At 73.0% G+C, this 24,832-nt stretch carries 21 protein-coding genes; 5 read left to right on the forward strand and 16 right to left on the reverse strand.

The features are described from left to right. Nucleotides 1-81: 81 nt before the first annotated feature. A complete protein-coding gene (locus Bra3105_RS14865; protein WP_228357511.1) occupies nt 82-600 on the reverse strand; it encodes a GNAT family N-acetyltransferase in 519 nt (172 codons plus the stop codon). Between the two features lie 180 nt (nt 601-780). Here Bra3105_RS14865 and Bra3105_RS14870 point away from each other — a divergent pair, with 180 nt between their 5' ends. Further along, entirely contained in the window at nt 781-1,596 is an 816-nt protein-coding gene (locus Bra3105_RS14870; RefSeq protein WP_228357512.1) for a hypothetical protein, read from the forward strand. A gap of 16 nt (nt 1,597-1,612) precedes the next feature. Here the strand turns inward: Bra3105_RS14870 and Bra3105_RS14875 are convergent, their stop codons facing one another. Genes Bra3105_RS14875 through Bra3105_RS14890 form a run of 4 tightly spaced genes read right to left on the reverse strand, consistent with a single transcriptional unit; the run spans nt 1,613 to nt 5,692 of the window. Further along, complete coding sequence (locus Bra3105_RS14875; protein WP_228357513.1) at nt 1,613-2,446, reverse strand: energy-coupling factor transporter transmembrane component T family protein; 834 nt, start codon at nt 2,444-2,446, stop codon at nt 1,613-1,615. After that, nucleotides 2,443-4,275: an ABC transporter ATP-binding protein gene (locus Bra3105_RS14880; protein ID WP_228357514.1), complete on the reverse strand. Its 1,833-nt coding sequence runs from the start codon at nt 4,273-4,275 to the stop codon at nt 2,443-2,445. Before Bra3105_RS14880 ends, Bra3105_RS14875 begins: the two co-directional genes overlap by 4 nt. Continuing rightward, a complete protein-coding gene (locus Bra3105_RS14885) occupies nt 4,272-4,826 on the reverse strand; it encodes an ECF-type riboflavin transporter substrate-binding protein (protein WP_228357515.1) in 555 nt (184 codons plus the stop codon). Before Bra3105_RS14885 ends, Bra3105_RS14880 begins: the two co-directional genes overlap by 4 nt. Next, complete coding sequence (locus tag Bra3105_RS14890; RefSeq protein WP_228357516.1) at nt 4,823-5,692, reverse strand: SAM hydrolase/SAM-dependent halogenase family protein; 870 nt, start codon at nt 5,690-5,692, stop codon at nt 4,823-4,825. The genes Bra3105_RS14885 and Bra3105_RS14890 overlap by 4 nt, the downstream gene beginning before the upstream one ends. A 179-nt stretch (nt 5,693-5,871) precedes the next feature. Here Bra3105_RS14890 and Bra3105_RS14895 point away from each other — a divergent pair, with 179 nt between their 5' ends. Beyond that, complete coding sequence (locus Bra3105_RS14895; RefSeq protein ID WP_228357517.1) at nt 5,872-6,840, forward strand: MsnO8 family LLM class oxidoreductase; 969 nt, start codon at nt 5,872-5,874, stop codon at nt 6,838-6,840. A gap of 58 nt (nt 6,841-6,898) precedes the next feature. Here Bra3105_RS14895 and Bra3105_RS14900 read toward each other — a convergent pair whose 3' ends face one another. From Bra3105_RS14900 to Bra3105_RS14930, 7 genes are read right to left on the reverse strand one after another with little or no spacing between them, the layout of a single operon-like run. Further along, nucleotides 6,899-7,402, reverse strand: a complete 504-nt coding sequence (locus Bra3105_RS14900; protein ID WP_228357518.1) for a GNAT family N-acetyltransferase — start codon at nt 7,400-7,402, stop codon at nt 6,899-6,901. After that, on the reverse strand, nt 7,399-9,189 hold the full coding sequence (locus tag Bra3105_RS14905; protein ID WP_228357519.1) for a dipeptide ABC transporter ATP-binding protein: 1,791 nt from the start codon (nt 9,187-9,189) through the stop codon (nt 7,399-7,401). The genes Bra3105_RS14900 and Bra3105_RS14905 overlap by 4 nt, the downstream gene beginning before the upstream one ends. Then, on the reverse strand, nt 9,186-10,082 hold the full coding sequence (locus tag Bra3105_RS14910; protein WP_228357520.1) for an ABC transporter permease: 897 nt from the start codon (nt 10,080-10,082) through the stop codon (nt 9,186-9,188). The genes Bra3105_RS14905 and Bra3105_RS14910 overlap by 4 nt, the downstream gene beginning before the upstream one ends. Then, complete coding sequence (locus Bra3105_RS14915; RefSeq protein WP_200503436.1) at nt 10,079-11,014, reverse strand: ABC transporter permease; 936 nt, start codon at nt 11,012-11,014, stop codon at nt 10,079-10,081. Before Bra3105_RS14915 ends, Bra3105_RS14910 begins: the two co-directional genes overlap by 4 nt. Continuing rightward, nucleotides 11,011-12,789, reverse strand: a complete 1,779-nt coding sequence (locus Bra3105_RS14920) for an ABC transporter substrate-binding protein (RefSeq protein WP_228357521.1) — start codon at nt 12,787-12,789, stop codon at nt 11,011-11,013. The genes Bra3105_RS14915 and Bra3105_RS14920 overlap by 4 nt, the downstream gene beginning before the upstream one ends. Further along, nucleotides 12,786-14,117, reverse strand: coding sequence for an aminotransferase-like domain-containing protein (locus tag Bra3105_RS14925; protein ID WP_228357522.1), 1,332 nt, complete (start codon nt 14,115-14,117; stop codon nt 12,786-12,788). The genes Bra3105_RS14920 and Bra3105_RS14925 overlap by 4 nt, the downstream gene beginning before the upstream one ends. Before the next feature lie 5 nt (nt 14,118-14,122). Further along, a complete protein-coding gene (locus Bra3105_RS14930) occupies nt 14,123-15,646 on the reverse strand; it encodes an FAD-binding oxidoreductase (RefSeq protein WP_228357523.1) in 1,524 nt (507 codons plus the stop codon). A 331-nt stretch (nt 15,647-15,977) separates the two neighbouring features. Here Bra3105_RS14930 and Bra3105_RS14935 point away from each other — a divergent pair, with 331 nt between their 5' ends. Further along, on the forward strand, nt 15,978-17,132 hold the full coding sequence (locus Bra3105_RS14935; RefSeq protein ID WP_228357524.1) for a hypothetical protein: 1,155 nt from the start codon (nt 15,978-15,980) through the stop codon (nt 17,130-17,132). A gap of 310 nt (nt 17,133-17,442) precedes the next feature. Here Bra3105_RS14935 and Bra3105_RS14940 read toward each other — a convergent pair whose 3' ends face one another. From Bra3105_RS14940 to Bra3105_RS14955, 4 genes are all read right to left on the reverse strand, one after another. Then, nucleotides 17,443-18,501, reverse strand: a complete 1,059-nt coding sequence (locus Bra3105_RS14940) for an LLM class flavin-dependent oxidoreductase (protein ID WP_228357525.1) — start codon at nt 18,499-18,501, stop codon at nt 17,443-17,445. 102 nt (nt 18,502-18,603) lie between these two features. Further along, a complete protein-coding gene (locus tag Bra3105_RS14945) occupies nt 18,604-19,176 on the reverse strand; it encodes a hypothetical protein (protein WP_228357526.1) in 573 nt (190 codons plus the stop codon). A gap of 61 nt (nt 19,177-19,237) precedes the next feature. Beyond that, nucleotides 19,238-19,639: a rhodanese-like domain-containing protein gene (locus tag Bra3105_RS14950; RefSeq protein ID WP_228357527.1), complete on the reverse strand. Its 402-nt coding sequence runs from the start codon at nt 19,637-19,639 to the stop codon at nt 19,238-19,240. 49 nt (nt 19,640-19,688) lie between these two features. Next, complete coding sequence (locus Bra3105_RS14955) at nt 19,689-21,275, reverse strand: DEAD/DEAH box helicase (RefSeq protein WP_228357528.1); 1,587 nt, start codon at nt 21,273-21,275, stop codon at nt 19,689-19,691. A gap of 356 nt (nt 21,276-21,631) precedes the next feature. Here Bra3105_RS14955 and Bra3105_RS14960 point away from each other — a divergent pair, with 356 nt between their 5' ends. Together Bra3105_RS14960 and Bra3105_RS14965 are read left to right on the forward strand one after the other, a co-directional pair. Next, nucleotides 21,632-22,672, forward strand: coding sequence for a LacI family DNA-binding transcriptional regulator (locus Bra3105_RS14960; RefSeq protein WP_193636160.1), 1,041 nt, complete (start codon nt 21,632-21,634; stop codon nt 22,670-22,672). 99 nt (nt 22,673-22,771) lie between these two features. Beyond that, on the forward strand, nt 22,772-24,760 hold the full coding sequence (locus tag Bra3105_RS14965; RefSeq protein WP_407650885.1) for a glycoside hydrolase family 2 protein: 1,989 nt from the start codon (nt 22,772-22,774) through the stop codon (nt 24,758-24,760). Nucleotides 24,761-24,832 lie beyond the last annotated feature (72 nt).

Raw genomic sequence — 24,832 nt, forward strand, 5'->3', positions numbered from 1 at the left:
GTGACCTGCATGGTCACGCGGCCGCGTTGCTGCGTGCGCGGGTGCCGTCTGCTCGTGCGCACGAGACTGCCGCGCCTTTCGTCAGAACGAGCCGCGAGGCCCATGGGCACGCACCATCACGCTTCCGTTCGGCGTGGTGCGGACTGTCTCGAAGCCTCGAGACCTGTAGAGCGCAGTCGCAACCGAATTCTCGGCGTCGACGTGGAGGCTGAGTGCGAGGAAGCCCATGTCATGCGCGAGTTCCAGCAGCCGGTCGAGGAGTCTGCCACCGACCCCGACGCCCCGGAAGCGCTCGTCGACGGCCAGCACCAGTTCAGGAATCGTGTCCTTCACGAATCCTGCCCGTGCGCTCTGGTGCGTGAAGAGTCGGAACCATGCCGCCCCGCACATCTCCTCGTCGGTCGAGTCGGGGACGGCCACCACTCCTGCGTCGCCTGCGCGGGTCCCGAAGCCATCCACGTAGGAGTCGGGTGCCCCAGCGGCAGCGTGGATCCGGTACGCGGAGTCGTCCCACGGTTCGCGCCAGCGCCACGCTGCGTAGACCGCGCGCCGCATCGCCTCCTCGTCGTCGGGCACTGCGCGCCGCATCGTGAAGCCCATGTAGTGGACCGTAGCAGCAGGAGATCTCGACCCGGCTCCGCGGCGATGGCGCACCTTCCTGCTGTGGTCTTGTGGAAGCATGGCCGGTCCACAACGGCACAGCCGCCTGGATGGGGTGAGAGGATCGTGGCGTCCGGAGTCGGGAGAGCCGTCGCGCCGAGAGTCCGAAGGGCCATGCTCATGAGCACCGCATCCACCTGCGCACGTCCCACGATCATGCTCACGCCATGGTGCCGCCGCCTGATGCTGAGCGATGAGGATGTGCCGCGAGCGGCGGCGGACGGGTCGACTGCTCCGACTCCGATCCTCGACCATCGCTCCGCGGCGGTGACGACGCTCGTCGGCCGGTCCCGCGACGCGGCCGTGTCGACCGATCCGAGAACGGTCCTGCAGGCCGCCCACCGGATCATCGCGACCGAGATCTCCCCGGTCTACGCGCTCGACGAGACCGTGCCGGCCTCTCGGATCATCGCGCGCGGCACGGGATCGTGCAGCCAGCGGCTCGCGGTGCTCGAGAGCGTCGCGCGGGCGATCGGCGTGCGCACACGGGTGCGGGCGCTGCTCATCGACGCCTCCTTCTGGTACGACCGCTTCGGTCCCGCGCGGTGGGTGCTGCCCGACGCGATGCTGCTGGTCTGGCCCGAGCTGGAGCTCGCATCGCAGCGGTATGCGGACACGACCGCTGGCAACGGGGCCGACGCCGGCGGGTCCGGTGCCGGTTGGACGAGCGCCGCGGAGCTGTTCGGGCCGATCGGCTGCCGCGGAGGCGCAGCGTTCACGAACACCGGCTCGGAGACGCTCTTCGAAGCCGCCGGACGCTGCGCGATCGACTGGGACGGGCGGACCGACGAACCCGACTTCGACCTCTCCGACTTCGTGCGCCACGACTACGGTCGCTTCACGGATCGCGACGAGGCGTTCGCCCTGCTGGGGCAGACGCTGTGCGCGCCGAGCCGCCGCATCGCCGACCCGGTGATGCGGCGGGTCTCGGCCTGATCGCGGTCGGGAGCTCTCAGGCCCCGAACGGGTTCCAGTAGCGGCCGCCGTCGACGACGACCAGGACGATCGCGGCGGCGACCACCGCGGCCGCGCCCAGGATCGTGGCCCAGTCCCTCGTGCGCATCGGCTTCACGTCGTACCAGGTGCGCCCGCGGCCGCGGCCGAAGCCGCGCAGCTCCATGGCGCTGGAGACCGTCTCGATGCGGTCCAGGGAGCCCAGCAGCAGGGGCATGAGGGTCGACACCACGTTGCGCACGCGCGTGACCAGCCCGACCTTCCGTGAGATGTCGAGACCCCGGGCCTGCTGCGCCTGGGAGATCGTGCGCATCTCGCGCTGGATGTCCGGGATGAAGCGCAGGGCGAGGGAGACGGCGAAGGCCACCTTGTACGGGACGCCGATGCGGTGCAGGGACGAGGCGAACTCGGGCGGGCGCGTGGTCGCGACGAACAGCAGCACCGCCGGCAGCATCGCGAAGTACTTGAGGGTGACCGCGAGCTGATAGAACAGCTGCTCCTGCGTGAGGTCCCAGCGCCCGGGGCCGTCGACGATCACGTGCCGGGCGCCCAGCAGCTCGCTGCCGTAGCCCGGCGCGAACACGAAGATCAGCAGGTTGTTCAGCACCATGAAGGTGAGGATGATCCACAGCACCGTCGCCAGATCGCGCAGCCGGACCCTCGAGAGCGCCCAGCCGATCATCGACAGCACCCCGAGCGTCGCCAGGAAGCGCACGTCGAAGCTGATCATCGCCGCGAGCACCATCGCGATCGTGAGCACGAGCTTCGCGGTGCCCGTGAGGGTGTGCAGCAGTCCGGGCCGCTCGACGTACCCGAGGAGGGGAGCGGTCATCGCGCATCCTCCCCGGGGTCCGCGTGGAGGGCCCGCTCGGCGCGGTCCGCGGCCACGAAGCGATGGACGAGCGCGATCGGGTCGCTGATCCCGCAGCGCCGGGCGAGGGTGAACAGGCCCGTGACCACGAGGTCCGCGCGCTCGGCGAGGGCCTCGTCGGTGAGCACGGCGGCGGGGTCCGTGTCGGCGAGGAGCTCTCCATCGGAGATCACGAGCACCCGGTCGGTGTACTCGAGCGCGAGGTGCATGTCGTGCGTGACCAGCAGGATCGTGGTGCCCTCCGCGTTGATCCGCGCGAGGAAGTCCATGAACTCGCTGTAGTGGGCGAAGTCCTGACCGGCCGTCGGCTCGTCGAGGATCAGGATCTCCGGCTCGAGCGCGAGCACGCAGGCGATGCTCAGCCGCTTCCTCTGCCCGTGGCTGAGGGCCGAGATCGGCCAGGAGCGCATCGGCCGCAGGTCCGTCACCTCGAGCACCCGCGCCGTGCGTCGCTCGATCTCCTCAGCGTCGAGGCCGCGTGCCCGGAGGCCGAGGCGGATCTCCTCCTCGAGCAGGGGCTGGGAGAGCATCTGACCGGGCTCCTGGAGGACGAAGCCCACGTGCGCGCCGTGCTCGGCCAGCGGCCAGGAGGCGGCGTCGGCCCCTGCGATCCGCACGACTCCCTCGGTGGCCTTCTCGAAGCCGCTGATCACGCGCGCGAGCGTCGACTTCCCCGCACCGTTGGAGCCGATCACGCCGAGCATCTCGCCGCGGCGGATCCGGGCCGTGATGCCCCGGAGCGCGCGGACGTCGGCCGAGGCGCCGGGGCGGCGCAGGATCGCGCCGACGCGCTCGAGGTCCAGGGCTGGGACCTCGACGTCGGACGGGGGCCGGGCAGCGGTCGCGGACTTCCGGGACGGATCGGCCGGCGCGTGCTCGACCCAGGTGCGCACGGCCTCTCTCTGCGCGGACGAGAGCTCCATGCGGGGAAGGTCCGCCGGATGTTGGCCGGCGGTGACCGGGGCGCCCGCGAAACGCAGCGCCTCGACATGCAGGGGAGGGCGGATGCCGTGCTCGCGCAGGAGCGGTGAGGCGAGGAGCGCGTCGGGCGGGAGGTCGGCGATGATGCGGCCCTCGTCCATGAGGACGATCCGGTCCAGCGGTCGGTGCAGGAGGTCCTCGAGCCGGTGCTCGACGACGATGATCGTGCGCCCCTGCTCGCGGTGCAGGTCGTCGATGAGCTCGACGGCCGCGCGGCCGGCCGCGGGGTCGAGCATCGCGAGCGGCTCGTCGAACAGGAGCATCTCGACGTCGTCCACGAGCACGCCGGCGATCGCGACCCGCTGCTTCTGCCCGCCGGAGAGCTGCTGCGGGGAGGCGTCGAGGTGGTCGGCGATGCCGGCGGCGCGCGCGGCCTCGGCCACGCGGCCGGGCATCTGCGCGTGCGGGACCTGCTGGTTCTCGAGGCTGAAGGCCACGTCCTCGGCGACGGTCAGCCCCACGAACTGGCCGGAGGAGTCCTGCAGCACCGTGCCCACGCGCCGCGAGGTCTCGATGATCGGCGCGGCGCCGGGATCGGTCCCGAAGACCTCGATGCTCCCGCTCGCCTCGCCCGCGTGCACATGGGGGACGAGGCCGTTGAGCGCCGCGAGGAGCGTCGACTTGCCGCATCCCGAGGGGCCGACGACGGCGATCTTCTCCCCGCGGCGCACCGTGAGGTCGATGCCGCGCAGCGTGGGCTCCGACTGGGCGCGATAGCGGAAGGAGAAGTCGCGGAGGCGGACGGGCACCTCTGCGTCGGGCCTGTCGGAGGTGGCGGACCCGCCCGACCTGGGGTTCTCGACGCTCACCTGTCGAGCGTCAGGGAGCCGGTCCGGGTGCGCGAGCGGGCGTAGATCCCGAGGATGATCCCGCCCAGGACGGCAGCGGTCACCGAGTTCGCGACGAAGGCGAGGACCCCCTGCGTGAAGACCTTCGAGGCCGGCTCGCCCATGATCAGCACGTCGCCGATCGGCGCCCACAGCACCCAGGTGACGGCGTTCGCGATCGCGACGGCCAGGACGAACCGCACCAGGGTGCGGCGCGGGAACTCTCCCTCGCGCACATGGTTGTGGAGCATCACCAGGCCCACGATCAGGGCGAACACGGCGCTCCCGGTCTCCCAGGTGGGCCAGATGCCATATCCCGTCGCGTCGACGAGCACGTGACCGATGAGCCCTGCGAGCACGCCCACGAGCGGTCCGTAGAGCACTGCGAACACGGCCAGCACGGCGTACTGGAGGTTGATCGTGGTGTTCGGGATGGGCGTGGGGATCGCGAGGAAGCGACCGAGCACGAAGAACAGCGCCGCGCCGATGCCGATCGCGACGACGCGGGTGACGGGGGAGATGCGCGGGCTCATGGACGGCTCCGATCCTCGGACGGTGCGGGGCGGACGGGCTCGAGGTCGACCTCCCACGAGGAGCCCGTGCCCAGGTCGAACGCGCGGGCGTAGGAGCCGCGATTGATCGCGACCGCCATCCGGTCCAGCGAGTTCACGTAGATGAGGGACTCGCCGAGCTCGACCGCGGCGAAGCTCGGGGCGAAGGTCATCTGCGCGGAGTGGACCACGCGCCCCTGGTGCCGCACGCGCAGCTGGACCCGTTCGCCGTGGCGGACGCCGAGCCGTGCGAACAGCGTGCGCGGGATCGAGGTCCACAGGGACCCGTAGCGCACGTCGAGGACGTCGATGGATCCGTGGACGGCGCCCTCGCGCAGCTCGGGCTCGAGCAGGGGGAGGGCGACCATGCGCTCGAGCGGGACCTCGGGGCCGACGTTCTCGAAGGCGATCGCCCCGGAGGCCAGACGGGCGCCCGTGAACGCGTAGATGTCCCTGCCGTGGAACGTGTACGACTCCTCGGAGCCGGCCCGACGGTTCACGGTCTCGTCGATCTGGCGCAGGTCGGTGACGCCGAAGATCGCGTGGAGGTGCGTGAGGGTGCCGTTGTCCGGCGTGACGACGAGGTGGCCCGTGGCGGTGCGCGCGACGACCGAGAGCCGGTCCGAGCCGACGCCGGGGTCGACGACGGAGACGAACACCGTCCCCTCCGGCCAGTACGAGACCACCTGGGCGAGACGGTACGAGCCCTCCCAGATGTCGTAGGGCGGGATGTTGTGGGTCAGGTCGTGGATGCGCAGCTGAGGATCGACGCCGACCGCGACGCCCTGCATCGCGCTGACGGCGCCGTCGTCGAGACCGAAATCGGATTGCAGGACGAGTGGATTCACACGGGAAGTATCGCAGGCGGAAGGCCGGCGGGCACGGCCGTCCCGACGTCCGGTTCATCCGGGTTCATCCTGCTGTGGACGCGGGTCTCCGAGCTGTGTGGGGGACGGGGGTCCGCACCGGTCCGGACCAGCCCGCACAGACCGGGAAGGTCTCGGGAGGTCCGCGCGTTGGGAGGGGCGTGAGGTACTCCCTGCTGGACCGCTCCCGCACGCGCGAGGGGCGCCCCGAGGCCGCCGCCCTGCGCGACAGCGTGGAGCGGGCCGTCGCGGCCGAGCCCCTGGGCTACCACCGCTTCTGGGTGGCCGAGCACCATGGCGTGCCGGGCATCGCGAGCGGCTCCCCGCCGGTGCTGCTCGCGGCGATCGGGCAGCGCACGGAGCGGATCCGGCTCGGCTCCGGCGGGGTGATGCTCCCCAACCACCGCCCGCTCGTCGTCGCCGAGCAGTTCCTCATGCTCGAGGCGCTGGCGCCCGGTCGCGTGGACCTCGGCATCGGTCGCTCGCTCGGCTTCACGGCGCCTGTGCGCGAGGCGCTCGGCCGCGCCCGGATCACCGCCGACGAGTTCGCCGAGGAGGTCGCCCGCGTGCGCGCGCACCTCGAGGGCGAGGCGCCGGTCACCGCCCGACCGGCGGGAGGGCCCCCGCCGCCGATCCATCTGCTCGCCACCGGCTCCGGGCTGCGCACCGCGGCCGGCCTGGGGCTCGCCGTGGTGATCGGAGGGCCCGTGCTGCTCGGCGAGGACATCGGGGAGCGGATCGCCGCCTACCGGCGGGAGTTCCGCCCGCATGCGGGCAGCGTCCCGCACGTGATGCTCTCGATGGACCTGCTGGTCGCCGACACCGACGCCGAGGCCCGCGAGCTCGCTCTGCCCGAGGTCTGGGCGATGGTCCGCTCCCGCGAGACCGGTGCCTTCCCGCCGCTGGAGAGCCCCGCGAGGATCCGGGAGCGCGCGCTCGGATCACGCGAGCGCGACCGGCTCGAGGCAGGGCTCGACGCCTCGTGGGCGGGCAGCGCGTCGACACTGCGCCCCCGCCTCGAGCGCCTCGTGGAGACCACGGGGGCCGACGAGATCCTCGCCTCCGGGGCGACCTTCGACCGGTCGGCGCTCGCCGACTCCGACGCCCGCGTCGCCGCGCTGCTGGGGTGAGGATCCGGCCCGGAGTGCGGGACCGGCCCGATGGCCGCGGTGGACGCGAGCCGGCCGCTCAGCCCTCGGCCGGCGGCGCCAGGTCCTTGCGGAAGCAGACGCTGATGCCGTCGCTCGGCTCGTAGGGCGCGAACACCTCCACGTGCTCCCAGCCCTCCCGCTCGTACAGGGCGATCGCGTCGGGCTGGCGGTTCCCCGTCTGCAGGAACAGCTCGACGGCGCCCCGCGCACGGGCGGCGTTCTCGAGGTGGGCGAGGATCGCCCGCGCGAGGCCCAAGCGGCGGAACGCGGGGCCGACGAACAGCCGCTTGACCTCGAGCCGCTCGGGGAGGCGGCGCAGCGTGCCGGTGGCCGCGGCCTCGCCGTCGACGAGCGCGAGCACGACCGTCTCCACGTCGTCGCCCGTCGGCCGTCCCGGAGGGGTCGAGGCGCCGCGGATCGGCATGTAGCGCGGGCCGACCTCGGCGTCCATCGCGTCGCGCAGCGCGGCCGCGCGCGAATCCTCCCAGGACACCTCCTCCCAGGTGATGGAGGGGGCGGGCGTGGTGCGGGTGTCGGTCATGCGGTGGCCTCCAGGATCTCGTCGCCGGGCGTGCTCCCCGTGCTCACTGTGCTCTGTGTGCGAGTCGTCCTCTCCGCGCCCGCGACGTGCGCGGGGATCGAGGCGAGCAGACGCTGCGTGTACTCGTGCTGCGGGTCGGCGAAGACGCGCCCGGCCTCGCCCTCCTCGACGACCTCGCCGCGACGCAGCACGGTGAGGGTATCGGCGACCTGCCGGACCACGCCCAGGTCGTGGGAGATGAACAGGTAGGTCAGGCCCAGGTCCTTCTGCAGACGCACGAGCACCTCGAGGATCCCGGCCTGCACCGTGACGTCCAGGGCGCTCGTCGGCTCGTCGAGGACCAGCACCTCGGGGCGCAGCACCAGGGCGCGGGCGATCGCGACGCGCTGGCGCTGCCCGCCCGAGAGGGCCGTCGGCCGCCTGCCCAGGATCTCCTCGTCGAGGCGCACCGCGGTGAGCGCCCAGCGCACGCGCTCCTCGCGCGCGGCGGCATCGCCCACGCGGTACATGTCGAGGGGCTCGCGGACGATCCGGCCCACGGTGAAGCGCGGGTCGAGCGAGGTGAAGGGGTTCTGGTGGACCAGCTGCAGGTCGCGCCGCAGGGCGCGCAGCGCGCGGGGGTCGGACGGGTCGACCGTCCGGCCGTCGACCTCGAGGGCCCCGGCGTCCAGGCGCTCGAGCCCGAGCAGGGCCCGGGCCGCCGTGGTCTTCCCCGAGCCGGACTCGCCGACGAGCGCGTGGGTGGTCCCGCGCGCGATCGAGAAGGACACCCCGTGAAGCGCCCGGACCTCGTGGCCGCCGGTGCTGCGGAACGTCCGGGTGATGTCGCGGGCGGTGACACGGGGCGCCGTGGCGGGCGAGGCTCCGCCGCCCTCCCCGAGGTCCCGGGCGGCGCGCAGGTCGGCGAATCGATCGGGGTGCAGGCCGGGGACGTCGGCCTGCAGACGCCGGGTGTACTCCGAGCGCGGGCGGGCGAAGACCTCGGCGGTGGGGCCCGCCTCCTGGATGGTGCCGCCCGAGAGGACGACGACCTGCTGGGAGCGCTCGGCCGCGAGGGCGAGGTCATGGGTGATCAGCAGCAGGCCGATGCCGAGCTCGTCCTGGAGGGACGTCAGCAGGTCCAGGATCTGCTTCTGGACGGTGACGTCGAGGGCGCTCGTGGGCTCGTCGGCCACGAGCAGGGCGGGGCCCGGGATGATCGCCAGCGCGATGAGCACGCGCTGCAGCTGTCCGCCGGAGAGCTGGTGCGGGTAGGAGGCGGCGATCCGCTCCGGGTCCGTGAGGCCCGCCCGTTCGAGCCCCTCGCGCACGAGCGCCTCGCGTGCGGCCCGGCTGCGGGCCTCCGGGACCAGCGCCGCAGCCTCGAGGGCCTGGGAGCCGATGGTGCGCACGGGGTTCAGGGCGCTGCCGGGGTCCTGCGGGACGAAGCCCAGCACCCGTCCGCGCAGGGGACGCAGGGCGTGCTCGCGCAGGCGGGAGATCTCCCGGCCGCGCAGGCGGACGCTGCCCTCGACGCGGGCGCCGCGGCGCTCGAGCAGGCGGAGGACGGCCCGGGCGATCGTCGACTTGCCCGAGCCGGACTCGCCGATCAGGGCGAGGGTCGAGCCCGCGGGGACGGAGAAGGACACGTCGCGGACGACCTCGCGGGCCGCGGCGCGCTCGCCGTAGGTGACGCGCAGGTGCTCGACGGTCAGCAGGGGAGCGGTGCCGTGCTCGGTGTCGCCCGCGGTGGTGCTCCCTGCGTCGGGGCGGGTGTCGGTGTCGGCGGAGGTGTCGGCGGAGGTCATCGGTTCCTCTCGGTGTCGATGAAGCGGCTGAGACGGCTCACGGAGAGCACGACGATCGCGATCACGAGGCCGGGAGCGATCACCAGCCAGGGCGCGTGCAGGAGATGCTCGCGTCCGTCGGCCACCAGCAGCCCCCAGTCGGAGGCCGGCGGCGGATCGCCGTAGCCCAGGAACGCGAGGCCCGCGATGGTGAGGATCGCGAGGCCGAACTGGAGGACGGCGAGGGACAGCACGGGACGCACGGCGTTCGGCAGCACGTGGCGGATCAGGATGTACGCGTCCGAGCCGCCGTTCAGGCGGGCGGCCTCTATGAACACGCTCGTGCGCACGCGCAGGACCTCCGCGCGCATGAGCCGGGCGAACACCGCCACCGCGGAGACGCCGGTCGCGATCGCGGCGTTGCGGGTGTCGTACCCGAGCGCCGTGACCACGACCACGGCGAGCAGGAAGCTCGGGATCGCCAGCAGCACGTCGACCAGGCGCCCCAGGACCGCGTCGGCCCAGCCGCCCGCGTACCCGGCGACGAGGCCGATCGCCCCTCCCACGAGCACGCCGATCGCGACCGCGATCAGGGCGCTGGTCATCGAGGAGGCCGAGCCGTGGATGATGCGCGAGAGCAGGTCCCGGCCCAGGTGGTCGGTGCCCAGCAGGTACTGCCACCCGGGCGGCGTGAACTTCCGGTCGGGCACGCCGACGGCCGGGTCCGCGCTCGTGAACAGTCCCGGTGCGAGCGAGAACGCGAGCACGAGGAGGAGCACGGCGAGGGACAGCCACACGGTCAGCGGCAGGCGCCGCAGACCGCGCAGCCGTGACCCTGCCTGCGCGGGGGCGCCGGCAGGCGCGTGCTCGGGCGAGCCCGAGGGGTCGCCGGTGGTGAGGACCGCTGCGGTCATGACGCCTCCCGGGGTGCGCGCAGCCGCGGGTCCAGCAGCGGCAGCACGAGGTCGATGACGAGGTTGACGCCCACGAACACGGCCGCGGAGAGCACCACGGCGGCCTGCAGCACGGGCACGTCCTGGCTGGTCACGGCCTTCTGGACGACGGTGCCGATGCCGGCGCGCCCGAAGATCGTCTCGGTGATGAGCGAGCCGCCCAGCAGCTCGCCGACCACGAGCCCGCATACGGTGACCGTGGGCAGCAGGGAGGGCCGCAGCAGGTGGCGCGCGAACACCCGCACCGGGGCGAGCCCGCGGGAGAGCGCGACCTCCGTGTGGTCGAGCGCAGTGGTCGTGTCCAGGGCGGTGATGAACACCTGGGCGATCTGCGCGGACACGGGGATCGCGAGGGTCAGGGCCGCGAAGGCCGTGGATCCGGCGGTCTCGGGGTCGATGATGGAGAAGGCGCCCAGCTGCACCGCGAACACCTGGATCAGCACCAGGCCGATGAGGAAGTTCGGGGTGGACAGGAACACCGTGGGCAGTGAGCGCACCAGGCCGCCCAGCCGGCCCTCGCCGAGGCTCTGCGAGGCAAAGCCCAGGATCAGGGCGATCAGCAGCGCGAACACCAGGGCGGTCGCGGCGAGGGCGAGGGTCGAGGGGATCGCCTCACCGATCGTCGAGGAGACCGGCGCCGAGGTCGAGAGCGAGATCCCGAGGTCGCCGCGCAGGGCGTTGCCGATCGAGATCAGCAGCTGCACGAGCACGGGCTTGTCGAGGCCGTAGAACGAGCGGATCTGCGCCTTCTCGGCCTCGGAGTAGCCGGCCTGCGGGTTCTCGAGCTGCGCGCTCACCGGGTCGCCGGGGATCGCGGCGAGCACCAGGAACACGAGCACGTAGGCGAGGGCGATGACGAGGACGGCCTGGCCGACGCGCTTCAGGGCGATCATGCGTCCGCCCCGTTCCCGTCGGACGTCCTTCCGTCGGCGCCCTTCCCGTCGGCCCCTGATCCCGTCTTCGTCGCCGCGTGGTACGAGGGGATGGCGACGGCGTTCACCGTGATCCCGGAGAGCTCGGGGGTCTGGACGTAGATGCGCTGGACGTTCTGCTCGAGCGGGATGAAGTAGGCCTGCTCGAGGACATGCTGCGAGAGCTCGTCGATCACCCCGGCGCGCTCCGTGCGGTCGGCGGTGCCGGCCACCCGGCCCGCGAGATCCGCGAGGCGCTCGTCGGAGTCCCCGAGGGCGAACCAGTCCTCGCCGTCGGCGGTGATCACTCCCGCCACGGTGCCGGCGTCCACGAAGCTGCGGGTGACCTCGGCGAGCCCCTGGTCGGGGTTGTCCTCGACCTTCCCGGAGTAGGCCGCGACGTCGATCTTCTGGGTCGCGACGCGGATGCCCAGGCGGCCCAGCTGCTGGGAGATCAGCTCGGCCTCGGGCACGGAGCCGGTGAGGTACGGGGTGGGGTAGAGGGTGAACGCGAGCTCCGTGCCGCCCTTCGTGCGGTAGCCGTCGTCGGAGCGCCCGGTCCATCCGGCGTCGTCGAGCAGCCGCGCGGCCGAGTCCGGGTCATAGGGGAAGAGGTCCGAGTGGTCCTCGGCCTCGGGGACGCTCGACTGCAGCCAGCTCGTCGCGCTCTCCCAGTCCTTCGTGAACACGGTGCGCAGGATCTCGTCGCGGTCGATGCCGCGGGTGATCGCGCGGCGCACGCGCACGTCGTCGAAGGGCGCCACGTTCGTGCGCACCCGGAAGCCGTGGGTGAAGCCGATATAGCGCGGCACCTCGATCGTGAACCCGGCCTCCGTGAACGAGTCCAGGACCTGCGGGTTCACGTTGTAGGACACGTCGCTCTGGTGGGCGCGGGCGGCGGAGGCGCGCAGGGTGTCGTCGGGCAGCACCTTGAAGGTGAGCTTTCGCAGCGCGGCGGCGCCGCTGCGCCCGAGCACGGGCGGAGCCCAGTCGTAGTCCTCGCGGCGCACCAGGGTGACGTGGTCGCTCGCGGCCCAGGAGTCCAGCACGAAGGGCCCGCTGCCGATCTGGTGGGCGAGGTCCGACTGCTCGCCCAGGGAGCGGGTCACGGACTCGGGGCTCAGCAGCAGGCAGCCGTGGTAGCCGAGGGTCGGCAGGAAGGAGAGGGACGGGGCGGTGAAGCGCACGCGCACGGTGCGCTCGTCGAGCGCCTCGGCCCCGTCGTAGGTCGAGCCGGGGAACAGGCCCACCTTCGCGATGCCCGCGTCGGGCCGGCCCTTCGCCCAGACGTCGAGGTTCGCGACCACCGCGTCGGCGTCCAGCGCAGTGCCGTCGGAGAAGGTGACGCCGTCCTTCAGGTGCAGCGTGAACTCGGTCGAGTCGCTCGCGACGTCCCAGCTCTCGGCGATCCAGGGGGTGATGGTCCCCTTCTCGTCCGTGTGCACGAGCTTGTCGGTGAGCTGCTGCCAGACGTTCGCCTCGTAGCTCGAGATCGCGCTCTTGGAGGGCACCCATCCGCCGTCGAGGTTCGAGATGAGGAAGGTCAGCTCGTCCTCGGGCGTCTCGGAGCTGCCCGCCGCGTGGGCGGCCTCGAGCGCGCAGCCCGCCAGGGGCAGCGCGGCGAGCCCCAGCGCGCCCGCGCCGAGACCGCGCAGGAGGCGTCGGCGGGTGACATCGGGGCCGACGGGGGTCGGGTCGGCCGGGGGCGGATCGACGGGGGATGGGCCGACGGGAGCGGGGCCGACGGGCCGGGTCACCCTCGGGCCTCCGTATCGGACAGGGCCGCGGCGAGGCGCTCGGCCCCCTCGCGCAGGCGCTCCGGCGGCAGATGGCTGATCCCCACGCGCAGCGCGCCGCGATCGTCGGCCGGGTTCGCGCCGGAGCCCCCGTCCGCGCCCTCCCAGAAGAAGTACCGGCCCAGCACGGCGTCGGTCCCGGTGCGCTCGCGGGCCACGCGCTGGGCCGCGGCGAGATCGATGCGCTCGTCGCGCACCCGCACCCAGGCGAAGATGCCGCCCGTGCGGTGGACGACCTCGATGCCGCCGGGCACCTGCTCCTCCAGGATCGAGGTCACGAGGTCGAAGCGCTCGGCGTAGGCGGTGCGGGCGCGAGCGGCGATGGCGTCGAAGCCGCGCGGGGCGAGCGGACCGTCGCCCGGCGCGGGGTGCGCGGCCGATCCGGCCCCCAGCACCCGCTCGACGATCGCCTGCACGAGCACCGAGGAGTGCTGGTCCTGGTTCGCGCGCAGCCGCGTCACGGGGCCGACGAGCCACGTCGGCAGTGCGAGCCAGCCCAGCCGCAGGCCGGGCCCGAGCACCTTGGAGAAGGTGCGCACGTGGACCACGCGGTCCGAGCCCAGCGGGTAGTCCGGCAGTGAGGGGCCGTCGAAGCCCAGCGAGTGGTACGCGTTGTCGGAGACGATCACGAAGCCGAAGCGCTCGGCGAGCTCGACCAGCCGCGCGCGTTCGGCCGGCGTGGTGACGTACCCGGTGGGGTTGTGGTGATCGGGCACCGTGTACAGCAGCTTCGGGCGCTCGCCCGCGACCAGCCGCGCCTCGAGCGCGTCGATGTCGAAGCCGCTCTCCGTGAGGCGCAGCGGGACGAGCCGGGGGCGCTTGTGCTGCAGGTCGCGGAAGATCAGCGGGTAGGTGGGATCCTCGACGATCACCGCGTCGCCCTCGTCGAGCAGGGCGTCGAACAGCAGCGAGAGCCCGTGGAAGGCGCCGTTGGTGACGACGATCCGCGCGGGCTCCGCGCCCTCGCGTCGGCCGATCCAGTCGCGCAGGCCCGCCAGGCCCGGGCTCTGGGAGTACTGGAGCGCCGCGGCGAGGGCCGACGGATCGGCGGTGAGGTCCTCGGCGGCGTGGCGGATCTGCGCGAGCGGCAGCAGGTCCTCGCTCGGGGCGCCGCCGAGCAGCGGGATCGAGTCGGCGGGCAGCGAGGAGGCCTTCCCGAAGCCCCGCGCGCGGTCCTCGCGCGAGCCCAGATCCGAGAGCAGCGCGGAGGGGGAGAGCGCAGGGGCGGGATCGGCGCCGGCCGCTGTCGTCGTTGTGGTCGCTGTGTCCGAAGTGGTCGCAGTGTTCATCGGGGTCAGAGGGCCTTCCCGGGATTGAGCAGGTGCTGGGGGTCGAAGGCGTCCTTCAGTCGGCGCTGGAGCGCGCGGGACGCGTCGGAGAGCTCGAGGTCGAGCCAGGAGTGCTTGGCGGTGCCGATGCCGTGCTCGCCGCTGATGGTGCCGCCGAGGGCCAGGGCCTCGCGGACCAGGTCGTCGGCCGCTTCGTGCAGGACGGGCGGAAGCGGCGCCGAGGGATCGGGGTTGTCCTCGGGGCGGGGGAGCGAGAGCGAGGGGTGGAGGTTGCCGTCGCCCGCATGGGCGACCGCCGAGGTGCGGATGCCGTGCTCGCGGCCGTTCCGCTCGATGACCGCGAAGGCATCGGCGAGGCGCGACTTCGGGATCGCGACGTCCTCGCCGAGGCGGAAGTGCCCGGCGCCGGAGCCGCGGCCCGAACGGCGCAGCTCCCACCAGTGCTCCGCCTCCGCCTCGTCCTCGAGGACGCGGATCTCGACGTCCGACGGGCCGGCGTCCCCGCCGTCCCCGCCGTCGTCCGCCGGGCCGCCCGCGCCACCGAGCGCGGCGATCAGGTCGCGGGTCTGCTCCGCGATGCCGTAGCCGTCGAGCTCGACGAGCAGCACCGCGCTCTCGCCCTCGGCGACGCCCGCTCCCGTGTTCTCGTCGATGTCCTCGAGGGAGCGCGCGTCCAGCAGCTCGCAGGCCGCCGGCCGCACGGGGCTGCGCGAGATCGCGTTCACTCCCGCCGCGGCACCCGCGACGGTGGGGAAGCGTGCGAGCACGGTGCGTCGGGCGACGGGCAGTGGGCGGATCCGCACGGTCGCCGCGACGACGATCGCGAGCGTGCCCTCGGAGCCGATGAGCAGCTGCGTGAGGTCGAGCCCGGTGACGCCCTTGATCGAGCGGTGGCCGGTGCGCAGCAGGGTGCCGTCGGCAAGGACCACCTCGAGTCCGAGGACGGATTCCCTGGTCACGCCGTACTTCGCGCAGTGCAGCCCTCCCGCGTTGGTCGCGATGTTCCCGCCGATGCTGGAGAGCCGCGCGCTCGCCGGGTCCGGCGCATAGAAGAAGCCGTGCGGCGCGAGCGCCTCGGAGAGGTCCGCGGTGATCACGCCCGCCTCCACCACGGCGACCTCGTCGAGCACGTCGATCTCGCGGATGCGCGTGAGGCGCTCGAGGCCCAGCACGATCGACCCGTCGACCGGGGTGGCGCCCCCGGACAGCCCCGAGCCCGCACCGCGCGGGACGACGGGCGTGCCGGTCTCGTGGGCCAGGCGGAGGGTGGTCTGCACGCCCTCGACGTCGCGGGGGAGGACCAGCAGGAAGCTCGTGCCGGGAGCGGAGGGAACCGCGTGGTCGCCCGCGTACACCGGATCGGGATCGGTGTGCACGACGCCCTCCCCGAGGAGGCCGCGCAGGTGCTCGGCGAGGCCGCGCAGACGCGGCGAGAGGGTCGATGCGTCGGCAGAAGAGGGCGCAGAAGGCGCAGGCGGAGGGGCGGCCGACGCGCCGGCTGAGGTCGAGGCAGAGATCGAGGTCGTCACGCGGGCTCCACGGGTCGGTGGCAGGACCATCCCATCGTGGAGGTCGACGAGTATTAGCGCAACTGATGCTTCACATAAGGAGACACACAGAGGTGCACTCGCCTCACGAGTGGGGCGCAGGTCACATGAGGGTTCACCTCCGGGCGGCACGTCACCATCGGTCGGCCTCTCTGCCGCCCAGTGCTCTCGGGGGACCCGCCCTCCCCGTGCGGGTGTCTCTTCCCTGTGGGCGTCGCTTCCCCGCGATCACTTCTCGTGTCGCGTCGAATCCTCTGACCTGCGGATTGGGGACAGAGCCCGGACACCTGGCGAAGACGGGACACTTCACGACATGCCCCATGCCCCGGCAGACCTCCCGGACGCCCTGCCCCGTCCCGTTTTCACGACGCATGACGCCCGCGTCGCAGGCGTGGAGCCGCAGCGCCTCCGCCGCCGGGACGTCATCCGGCTCCGGCGGGGCCTCTACGCGCGCACCGACGCGCTCCGCGCCGGCAGGGTCACGCGCTGGGACGTCGCCGATGCGATGCTGCGCCTGCACCCCGAGGCCGCCCTGGTCGGTCTGACCGCGGCCCGGGCCTGGGGGCTTCCCTGTCCGGGCGACGCCGACATGACCGGGCGCGAACCGGTGGACGCGCGCTGGGGGATCCCCACGGTGCACCTCGGCACCCCGAACGCTGCGCATCGCGCGTCCGACGACGTCGTGCAGTGGAGCCGGGTGCCACTTCAGCCCTGGCAGATCGAGACGGTCGACGAGGTGCGCATCGCGACATTGGTGCGCACATGGACGGATCTCGCCTCGGTGCTCGACGACGTCTCGCTGGTCGTCGTGACCGACCGGCTGCGCGCGCGGATCACCCAGGACAGGTTCATGGAACCGACCGAACCGATGGTCCCCGACGGTGCCCTAATCTGGGCCTCCGGCAGCGGTGTGCACGGTGCACCGAAGGCCGCGACCGCCCTGATGAGCTCGGGCACCGACAGGCCGAGCGTGCTGCATTCCCGCCTGATGCGCTCGGGCCCCGCGTGGGGACGGGTGCGGCTGAACATCCCGCTGACGGGCGGGGATCCAGACCCGTCGTCCCCTCACTACGTCCGGGTGCTGCTGCGACGTGCGCATGCGATCTGGTGGGCGGACCGGGTCTATGCGGTGTTCCGCAAGGAGCCCGTGTGCGCGCCGCGCTGTGGGGACTGCGCTCGCTGCACTCTGCCCTTCGTGCCGCGTCTGCTGCCCGTGCGCATCGCCCACGCCCCGGGTCTGCCCGGATGGCTGGAGGTGCGCATTCCCGAGCAGGTGCTCGTCCATGACCTCGGTCAGGTGCGGTTCGCCGTGCGCAATGCCGTGTTGGACCAGCGGCGCGCGCACCGGGCGCGGATGGAGCAGGCCGAATCGCACATCCGGTCGCACACCCGGCGCAGGATTCTCGGATCTCCTGGGGCCGCAGAGGAGCTCGGGTGGCAGCCGGAGAGCGAAGGCGGTAAGGCCTGACCCGGGTGACCCCGGAGGCTGAGGGCCCGGGTGACGTCGGGGGCTCCCACCTCACCACCTCACGCCGTGCCCTGCCTCGGCGCCGGTGTGCCTGCTGGCGCGTTACGAATTGCGGTGGATTTTCGACGCTTCGCACGTCCGTCCAAAACCCACCGCAACTCGTAACGCTCGCGCACACGGGGGCGCCGCGACGACCCGCCCTCGGCCTCGCGCCGCGTAACCCCTGCGAAGGAGCATGTGGTGGAGAGCGTGCTCCGGTAGCGATATGCCTGGGCGCCTCGTCGACTCAGCGCCGCGTCGACCCAGCGCCTCAGAGCCCCCATGCCTGTGCGAGCAGCTCGTGGGAGCGGTCGCGATGCGCGGGGTCGAAGACCTGGCCGGTGACGATGAGCTCGTCGGCCCCGGTCGCGCGGACGATGGATTCGAGCTGCGCGACGACGGTCTCGGGAGAGCCCACGGCCCGGACCGAGAGCGTCTGGTCGACCTTGTCCAGCAGCACAGGATCGGCGAGGCCCTCGAGATCGCGAGGAGGGCGCACCTTGGTGCGCTCTCCTCGCAGGATCCCCAGGAAGCCCTGCTGGGCTGAGGTGAAGAGGTGCTGCGCCTCCTCGTCGGTGGGTGCCACCAGCACGTTCACGCCGACCATCGCGTGCGGGGCGGTGATCTGCGCGGAGTCTGCGTCGGCGTCGAAGGTGCGCCGGTAGGTGTCCAGCGCCTGCTCGAACCCGAAGGGCGAGAAGTGCGAGGCGACCGAGAAGGGCATTCCGAGGCGGCCCGCCAGATGGGCGCCGTTCGCGGTCGAGCCGAGGATCCACATCGGCACCTCGGTGCCCTCGGCGACGGGCGCCGCGATCCGCAGTCCCGTGGGCTGCTGGGTCCGGGACCAGTCGCGCATCTGCTCGACGGCGGCGATGAACGCCTCGGGATCGGCAGACGTTCGGGCCAGCAGCTGCGCGGTCAGCGGGTCCGTCCCCGGTGCGCGCCCGAGCCCCAGGTCGATGCGGTCGCCGTGCATCTGCACGAGCGTGCCGAACTGCTCGATCACCGAGAGCGGGGAGTGGTTCGGGAGCATGATCCCGCCCGACCCCACGCGGATCCGTTCGGTGAGCTGCGCCGCCTGGCCGATGAGCAGGGACGTCGCGTTCGAGGCGAGGGAGATCGTGTTGTGGTGCTCGGCGAACCAGTAGCGGGTGAAGCCCAGACGGTCGGCGAGCTGCGCGGAGCTCATCGCGTGGCCGATGGCCTCGCGGGCGTCCATCCCCTCGGAGATCGGGACGAGGTCGAGGATCGAGAGCGGGACGTGCGGGGTGCGCGACGCGGAGGATGCGGACGGGCCGCTGGGCCCAGGGCCGGGGGCGGGAGTGCTCATGGAGCCGAGGCTACGCCGCGCCCGGCGCGGGGTGCTGGGCGCTGTGAGCACTTGAGCTTCGCCCCGGGGAATAGCGAGGTCAGCACCGCTTTCCTGCAGCGGTCACCAGGTCGGATGCTGGTGGCGCGCCGCCATCTGCGCGTACTGAGCCTGCACCCGCTGGTTGTGGTTCGAGGCCGCCGTGCAGCCCCAGATGATGCTCGCGATCCACGCGCCCACGCCGATCAGCGGGACCAGTCCGAACAGCACGGCCCCGATCCCCATCGTCAGCACCGAGAGGATGCCGAACACGATCGTCGAGAGCACCAGCAGGCCCACGGTGATGCCGATCAGGACGAGTGCCCCGGTCACGCTCGAGTAGAACACCCCGAAGACGCCGAAGAAGAAGGTGAGGACGAAGGCCACGCCCACGCTCTTGAGCGGCATCACGGCCACCGGCACGGGCATCACGCCGGGCATCGGAGCAGCACCGGCACCGGGGTTCCCCGTCGGCGCGCCGTAGGGCTGGAGGGCGGATCCGGGCGGCGGTCCGCCGGGGACATGCTGTCCGTCCGCCGCGTACGGGTCGAAGCTCCGCTGCGCCGCGTCAGGGGCGTGATGGTGCACGACCTCGCCCGGGATCACGGGATGGGGTCCGCGGTGCGGATCCGGTCGGTCCCAGGGTGACTGGCTCATGAGTGCCCCTCGCTCGTCGTGCGCATGTGCTTGCGTCGCACCCTACGCGGATGCGCGGGGTTCAGGTCACGTATCGCGTCGGCTCGGCCTGCACGGGCAGGCCCGCCGCGGCCCAGGCGCGGAAGCCGCCCTCGAGGTCCGTGGCTCGGGAGAAGCCGAGCTCGCGCAGGTCGCGCGCGGCGAGCGAGGAGGAGAAGCCCTCGTTGCACACGACGATGACGTCGTCGTCGTAGCTCGGCCCGTCGGCCATGCGGCTCGGGCTGAGAGGGTCCAGCCGCCACAGCATGACGGTGCGCTCGACCACGATCGCTCCGGGGATGTGGCCTTCGGCGTCGCGCGTCCAGGGCGTGCGCACGTCGATCACCCGGGCCCCGTCGCGCAGTCGCCCGGGCAGGTCGCTCGGCGCCACGCGCGCCGTGCCGCGCCGGGCCTCGACGAGGATCTCCGCGATGCTGCGAGCCATGATGCGCCCCGGGGCGCCCGGACCCGAGACGGGCCGGGCGCGTCCGGCGTCAGCCGCGACGGCCCGAGGAGAAGGCCGCGAGCCCGCCGGAGCGGCGCGACGAGCCCTCGCCGGAGCTCGAGGTCGAGTAGGAGGTCACCGAGCCGGAGCCCGAGCGGCCGCCGCGGCCGCGACCGCGCGAGCCCTGGCCCGAGCGCGATCCCTGCCCCGAACGCGACCCCTGACCCGAGCGACCGTCCTGGCCGGAGCGCGAGCCGTCGCCGGAGCGGCCGTCCTGGGAGCCCTGTCCGCGGCCGCCCTGGCCGCCGCGACCGCGGCCCCCGGAGGAGCGGCCGCCGCCGCTGCCGCGACCGCCCTGACCACGACCGCCGCCCTGACCGCGTCCGCCGCCCTGACCACGACCGCCCTGGCCGCGTCCGCCGCCCTGCTGGGGCTGCTGCGCCGGGGCCGGTGCGGGTTCGGTGAAGACGCGCTCACCGGGGGCGAGCTCGCTCAGCACGGGGCTCGTGACGACCACGCCCTCGTGCTGGGCCGGCGTGATGCGGGCCTTGCGCATGAGGTCGTGCACGTCCTTCTTCTGATCGGGCGTGCGCACGGTGATCACGGTGCCGGAGCCGCCGGCGCGCGCGGTGCGGCCCGAGCGGTGCAGGTACGCCTTGTGCTCGACCGGCGGGTCCGCGTGCACGACCAGGGCGACGTCGTCCACGTGGATGCCGCGGGCGGCGATGTCGGTGGAGACCAGCGTGCTCGCGGTCCCCGAGCCGAAGGCCTCGAGGTTGCGGGTGCGGGCGCCCTGGGAGAGGTTGCCGTGCAGCTCCACGGCGGCCACGCCCGAGCGGCTCAGCTTCTGGGCGAGCTTCTTCGCACCGTGCTTGGTGCGGGTGAAGAGGATGGTGCGTCCGGGCGCCGCGGCGAGGTCGCGCAGGACGTCGAACTTCGCATCCGCGCCGACCTCGAGCACGTGGTGCTCCATGGTCGAGACCGGGCTGGTCTCCGGATCGGCCGAGTGGGTGACGGGGGAGTGCAGGAACTCCTTGACGAGCTTCTGGACGCCCTGGTCCAGGGTCGCGGAGAACAGCATGCGCTGGCCCTTCGCGGGGGTCTTGGCGAGGATCCGGCGGACCATCGGCAGGAAGCCCATGTCGGCCATGTGGTCGGCCTCGTCGAGCACGGTGATCTCGACGGCGCCGAGGTCCACGTGGCCCTGGCCCATGAGGTCCAGCAGACGGCCGGGGCAGGCGACGAGCACGTCGACGCCGCGGGCGATCGCATCGACCTGGGGCTTCTGGCCGACGCCGCCGAAGACGACGGTGCTGCGCAGGTTCGCTGCGCGCAGCAGCGGTGTCAGGGACTGGTCGATCTGGGCGGCGAGCTCGCGGGTCGGGGCCAGCACAAGGGCGCGCGGGAAGCGGGCGCGGCGCTTGCGCGCGTCCTGCTCGAGGCGGGCGACGAGCGGCAGGCCGAAGGCATAGGTCTTGCCGGAGCCGGTGCGGCCGCGGCCCAGCACGTCGCGGCCGGCGAGGGAGTCGCCGAGGGTCGCGGACTGGATGGGGGTGGGGGTGGTGATGCCCTGCGGGGCGAGGGCGTCGATGAGGTGCGAGGGCACGCCGAGGCGCGCGAAGTCAGTGGAGGTCACGGATTTCCGTTCTAGAGGACGCGGTCCCGCCCTGCGCGCTGCGGTCCGCTGGTCCGACGGGGGAGACCCGGTCGGCGTCCGACGGGCAGGGCCCGGGGACGTGCCCGACGGGGAGGCTCCCCGGGGCTGCGCGCGGACGGCGCGCCGCCGTCGTCGCGCAGTGCACGGCGAGGCGCGGTGCCATGGCAGGTGGGACGGCACACGAAGCCACCAGCCTACGGCCGTCCGCGCCGTTCACCCCCATCTGCGGGTCCCGATGTGAGCAACGCACCTGGAGGGAGCGCGCGGCCGGTATCCTCGGCGGATCACCGGGGCCGGGGCGGACGGCCTCCGGAACAGCAGGAAGGCGGTGCGCGATGGCCAGGCGCGTGAGCATCAAGGACGTGGCGAAGGCCGCCGGGGTCTCGTGGAAGACGGTCTCCAACGTCGTCAACGACCGGCCCGTCGTGCGGCCCGAGACCCGTGAGCGGGTCGAACGGGCCATCAGCGAGCTCGGCTACGTGCCGAACACGATCGGCCGGGAGCTGCGCGGCGGCCCGACGCACACCATCGCCCTCGTGCTGCCCGAGCTCTCCAACCCCTACTTCGCCCAGCTCGCACAGATGCTGCACGTCGCGGCCAAGGAGCGCGGGTACACCGTGAGCGTCGAGCTGTCGCTGGGCCGGGGCGAGGTCGAGCGCGCCCACGTGCGCGGACGCATCAGCCGTCCGGTCGACGCGGTCGTGATCTCCCCGGAGGCGCTGGACCCCGTCGAGATCCGGGACCGCGGGGACGGCCCGCCGCTCGTGCTGCTCGGCGAGCACCTGCTGAGCGCCGAGGGCGTCACCCACGTCGCCGTCGACAACGTCGAGGCCTCGGCCGACGTGGTCCGCCACCTGGTCGAGCGCGGCTATCGCCGACCCGTCTTCCTGGGCGGGGAGTCCGAGCAGCGCTCCGCCGGCACCGACCGCCTCGCGGGCTTCCGCGCCGCCTGCCGGGCGAGCGGCATCGCGAGCGACCCGGAGCGGATCGCGCACGTGGGCGCCTGGGACATGGCCGAGGGGCGGCGCGCAGTGCTCGACCTCGTCCAGCGCGGCGTCGCGTTCGACGCGATCTCCGCGGCCAACGACCAGCTCGCGATCGGTGCCCTCGCGGGCCTGCGAGAGTCCGGCCTCGACGTCCCCGGGGACGTCGGGGTGGTGGGCTGGGACGACACCCCCGGAGCGCGGCACGCCCACCCCGCGCTGAGCTCGATCGCCCCGGACCTCGACGACCTCATCGCCGCGACCCTCGACGCCGCGATCGGCCCGGGAGGATCGGACCCCGGTGGGCCAGGAGAAGGGGAGCCCGACGGGGGAGAGCACGTCGTCCCCTATCGCCTGGTGGCGCGCGAGAGCTCCGCAGGGCCGCGTCGCTGACCATCCGTGTTTCCCACGTTGCAATCCGGAGCGCGGCGGTGTTGACTTGAGGTGCCGGCGCCGTCCGGCCCGCCGATCAGCGCCGATGGAAGGACCACCGTGACCGCACCCGAGCAGAGCCCCGCGAGCGACCAGCACGCCGTGCCCGAGCTGCCCTCGCACCTGACCGACCTCTTCGCCCGCGCCGACGAGCTCGCCGCCGCGCTGGACGCCCCGTCGTCGGACGGATCCGGCGACGTCCCGACCGGCGACGTCCCGCGCCCTGAGCACCCGCGCCCGCAGCTGCAGCGCGAGGCCTGGCTGAACCTCAACGGCACCTGGCAGTTCGAGATCGACCGCGGCGACACAGGCCGCGAGCGCGGACTGCTCGAGCGCGAGCTCGCCACCGAGATCCTCGTGCCCTTCCCGCCGGAGTCGCCGGCCTCCGGCATCGGCGACCGCGACTTCATGGAGGCCGTCTGGTACCGCCGCACGGTCAGCGTGCCCGCGAGCTGGGAGGGGCTGCGGCCGGTGCTGCACTTCGGCGCCGTCGACCACGACGCGACCGTCTGGGCCGACGGGGTCGAGGTCGCCCGCCACCGCGGCGGCTTCACGCCCTTCGACGCGGACCTCTCGGGCGTCGTGTCCGCCGGGGGCAGCGTCGAGATCGTCGTGCGCGCTCGCGACTCCCGCCACGACCTGCAGGCGCGCGGCAAGCAGTCGGTCTTCTACGAGGCGAGCCACGCGACCTACCACCGGGTCACCGGCATCTGGCAGACGGTCTGGCTCGAGGGCGTCCCCGAGGACGCGATCCGCTCGCTGCGCGTGGTGCCCTCGCTCGCCTCCCACTCCTTCGCGATCGACGTCCCGCTCTCGCGCAGCACCCCCGGCACCCGTCTGGAGGCCGTGCTCGGCGAGGTCGGCGGCGGCGCCGTCGCGAGCGCGGAGGTCCGCGCGGACCTCGACCTCGCCCCGCACCTCGAGATCACGGTCCCCGAGGACCAGGTGCGCGTCTGGGGCCCGGGCGACCCGCAGCTCTACTCCCTCGAGCTGCGCCTCGTGGCCGACGGCGGCGCCGTCCTGGACACGGTCCGCTCCTACACCGGCCTGCGCTCGACCTCGCTGCGCGACCACGAGTTCCGCATCAACGGCGAGAAGGTCTTCCAGCGCCTGGTCCTGGACCAGGGCTGGTGGGAGGACACCTTCATGACCGCCCCGTCGGAGGAGGCGATCAAGGGCGATGTGCGCCTCTCCCTCGAGGCCGGCTTCAACGGCGCGCGCCTGCACCAGAAGGTCTTCGAGGAGCGCATGCTCTTCTGGGCCGACGTCCACGGCTACCTGGTCTGGGGCGAGTTCGGCGACTGGGGCGTCTCCGGGCGCGGGCCGACGGGCGACAACCAGCAGCCCACTGCGGCGTTCATCGGCCAGTGGGTCGAGGCGGTGCGCCGGGACATCAACCACCCCGCGATCGTGGGCTGGTGCCCCCTGAACGAGACCCACCAGGTGCGCCACGATCGCATCACCCAGCTCGACGACGTCACCCAGGCGATGTACGACGCGACGAAGCTCGCCGACCCCACCCGCCCGGTGCTCGACACCTCCGGCTACTCGCACCGCGTGCGCGGGGCCGACGTCTTCGACTCCCACTCCTACGAGCAGGATCCCGAGCGCTTCCGCACGGAGCAGTCCGGCCTCGCCGAGGGGCGTCCCTTCGCCAACCGCCGCGATCTCGGCGACGGCGAGCTGCCCTTCGCGGACGGCTCCTTCTCCCTGGACTACGAGGGGCAGCCCTACTTCGTCTCCGAGTACGGCGGCATCTGGTGGAACGCCGAGGAGGCGGCGCGCGCCGCCCGCGAGGCCGGCAACAACGCCTCCCAGTCGTGGGGCTACGGGCAGCGGATCTCGAGCGAGGAGGAGCTCTACGAGCGCTTCGAGGGCCTCACGGACGTGCTGCTGGGCGACCCGCTCATGTTCGCCTACTGCTACACGCAGCTCACCGACGTGTTCCAGGAGAAGAACGGCGTCGTGGACTTCCAGCGCGGCCGCAAGCTCGACCTCGCCCGCCTGCGCGCGGTGCAGGAGAAGAGGGCCGCGTACGAGGAGGAGTGACGGGCGCGCGTCTCGTCGGGCGTCGGCCCCGCCCGGCCCCGGCGAGACGGCGGAATGTGCCGCGGCCCCTGT

The sequence above is a fragment of the Brachybacterium halotolerans subsp. kimchii genome (assembly GCF_020792675.1).
Lineage (GTDB): Bacteria > Actinomycetota > Actinomycetes > Actinomycetales > Dermabacteraceae > Brachybacterium > Brachybacterium halotolerans.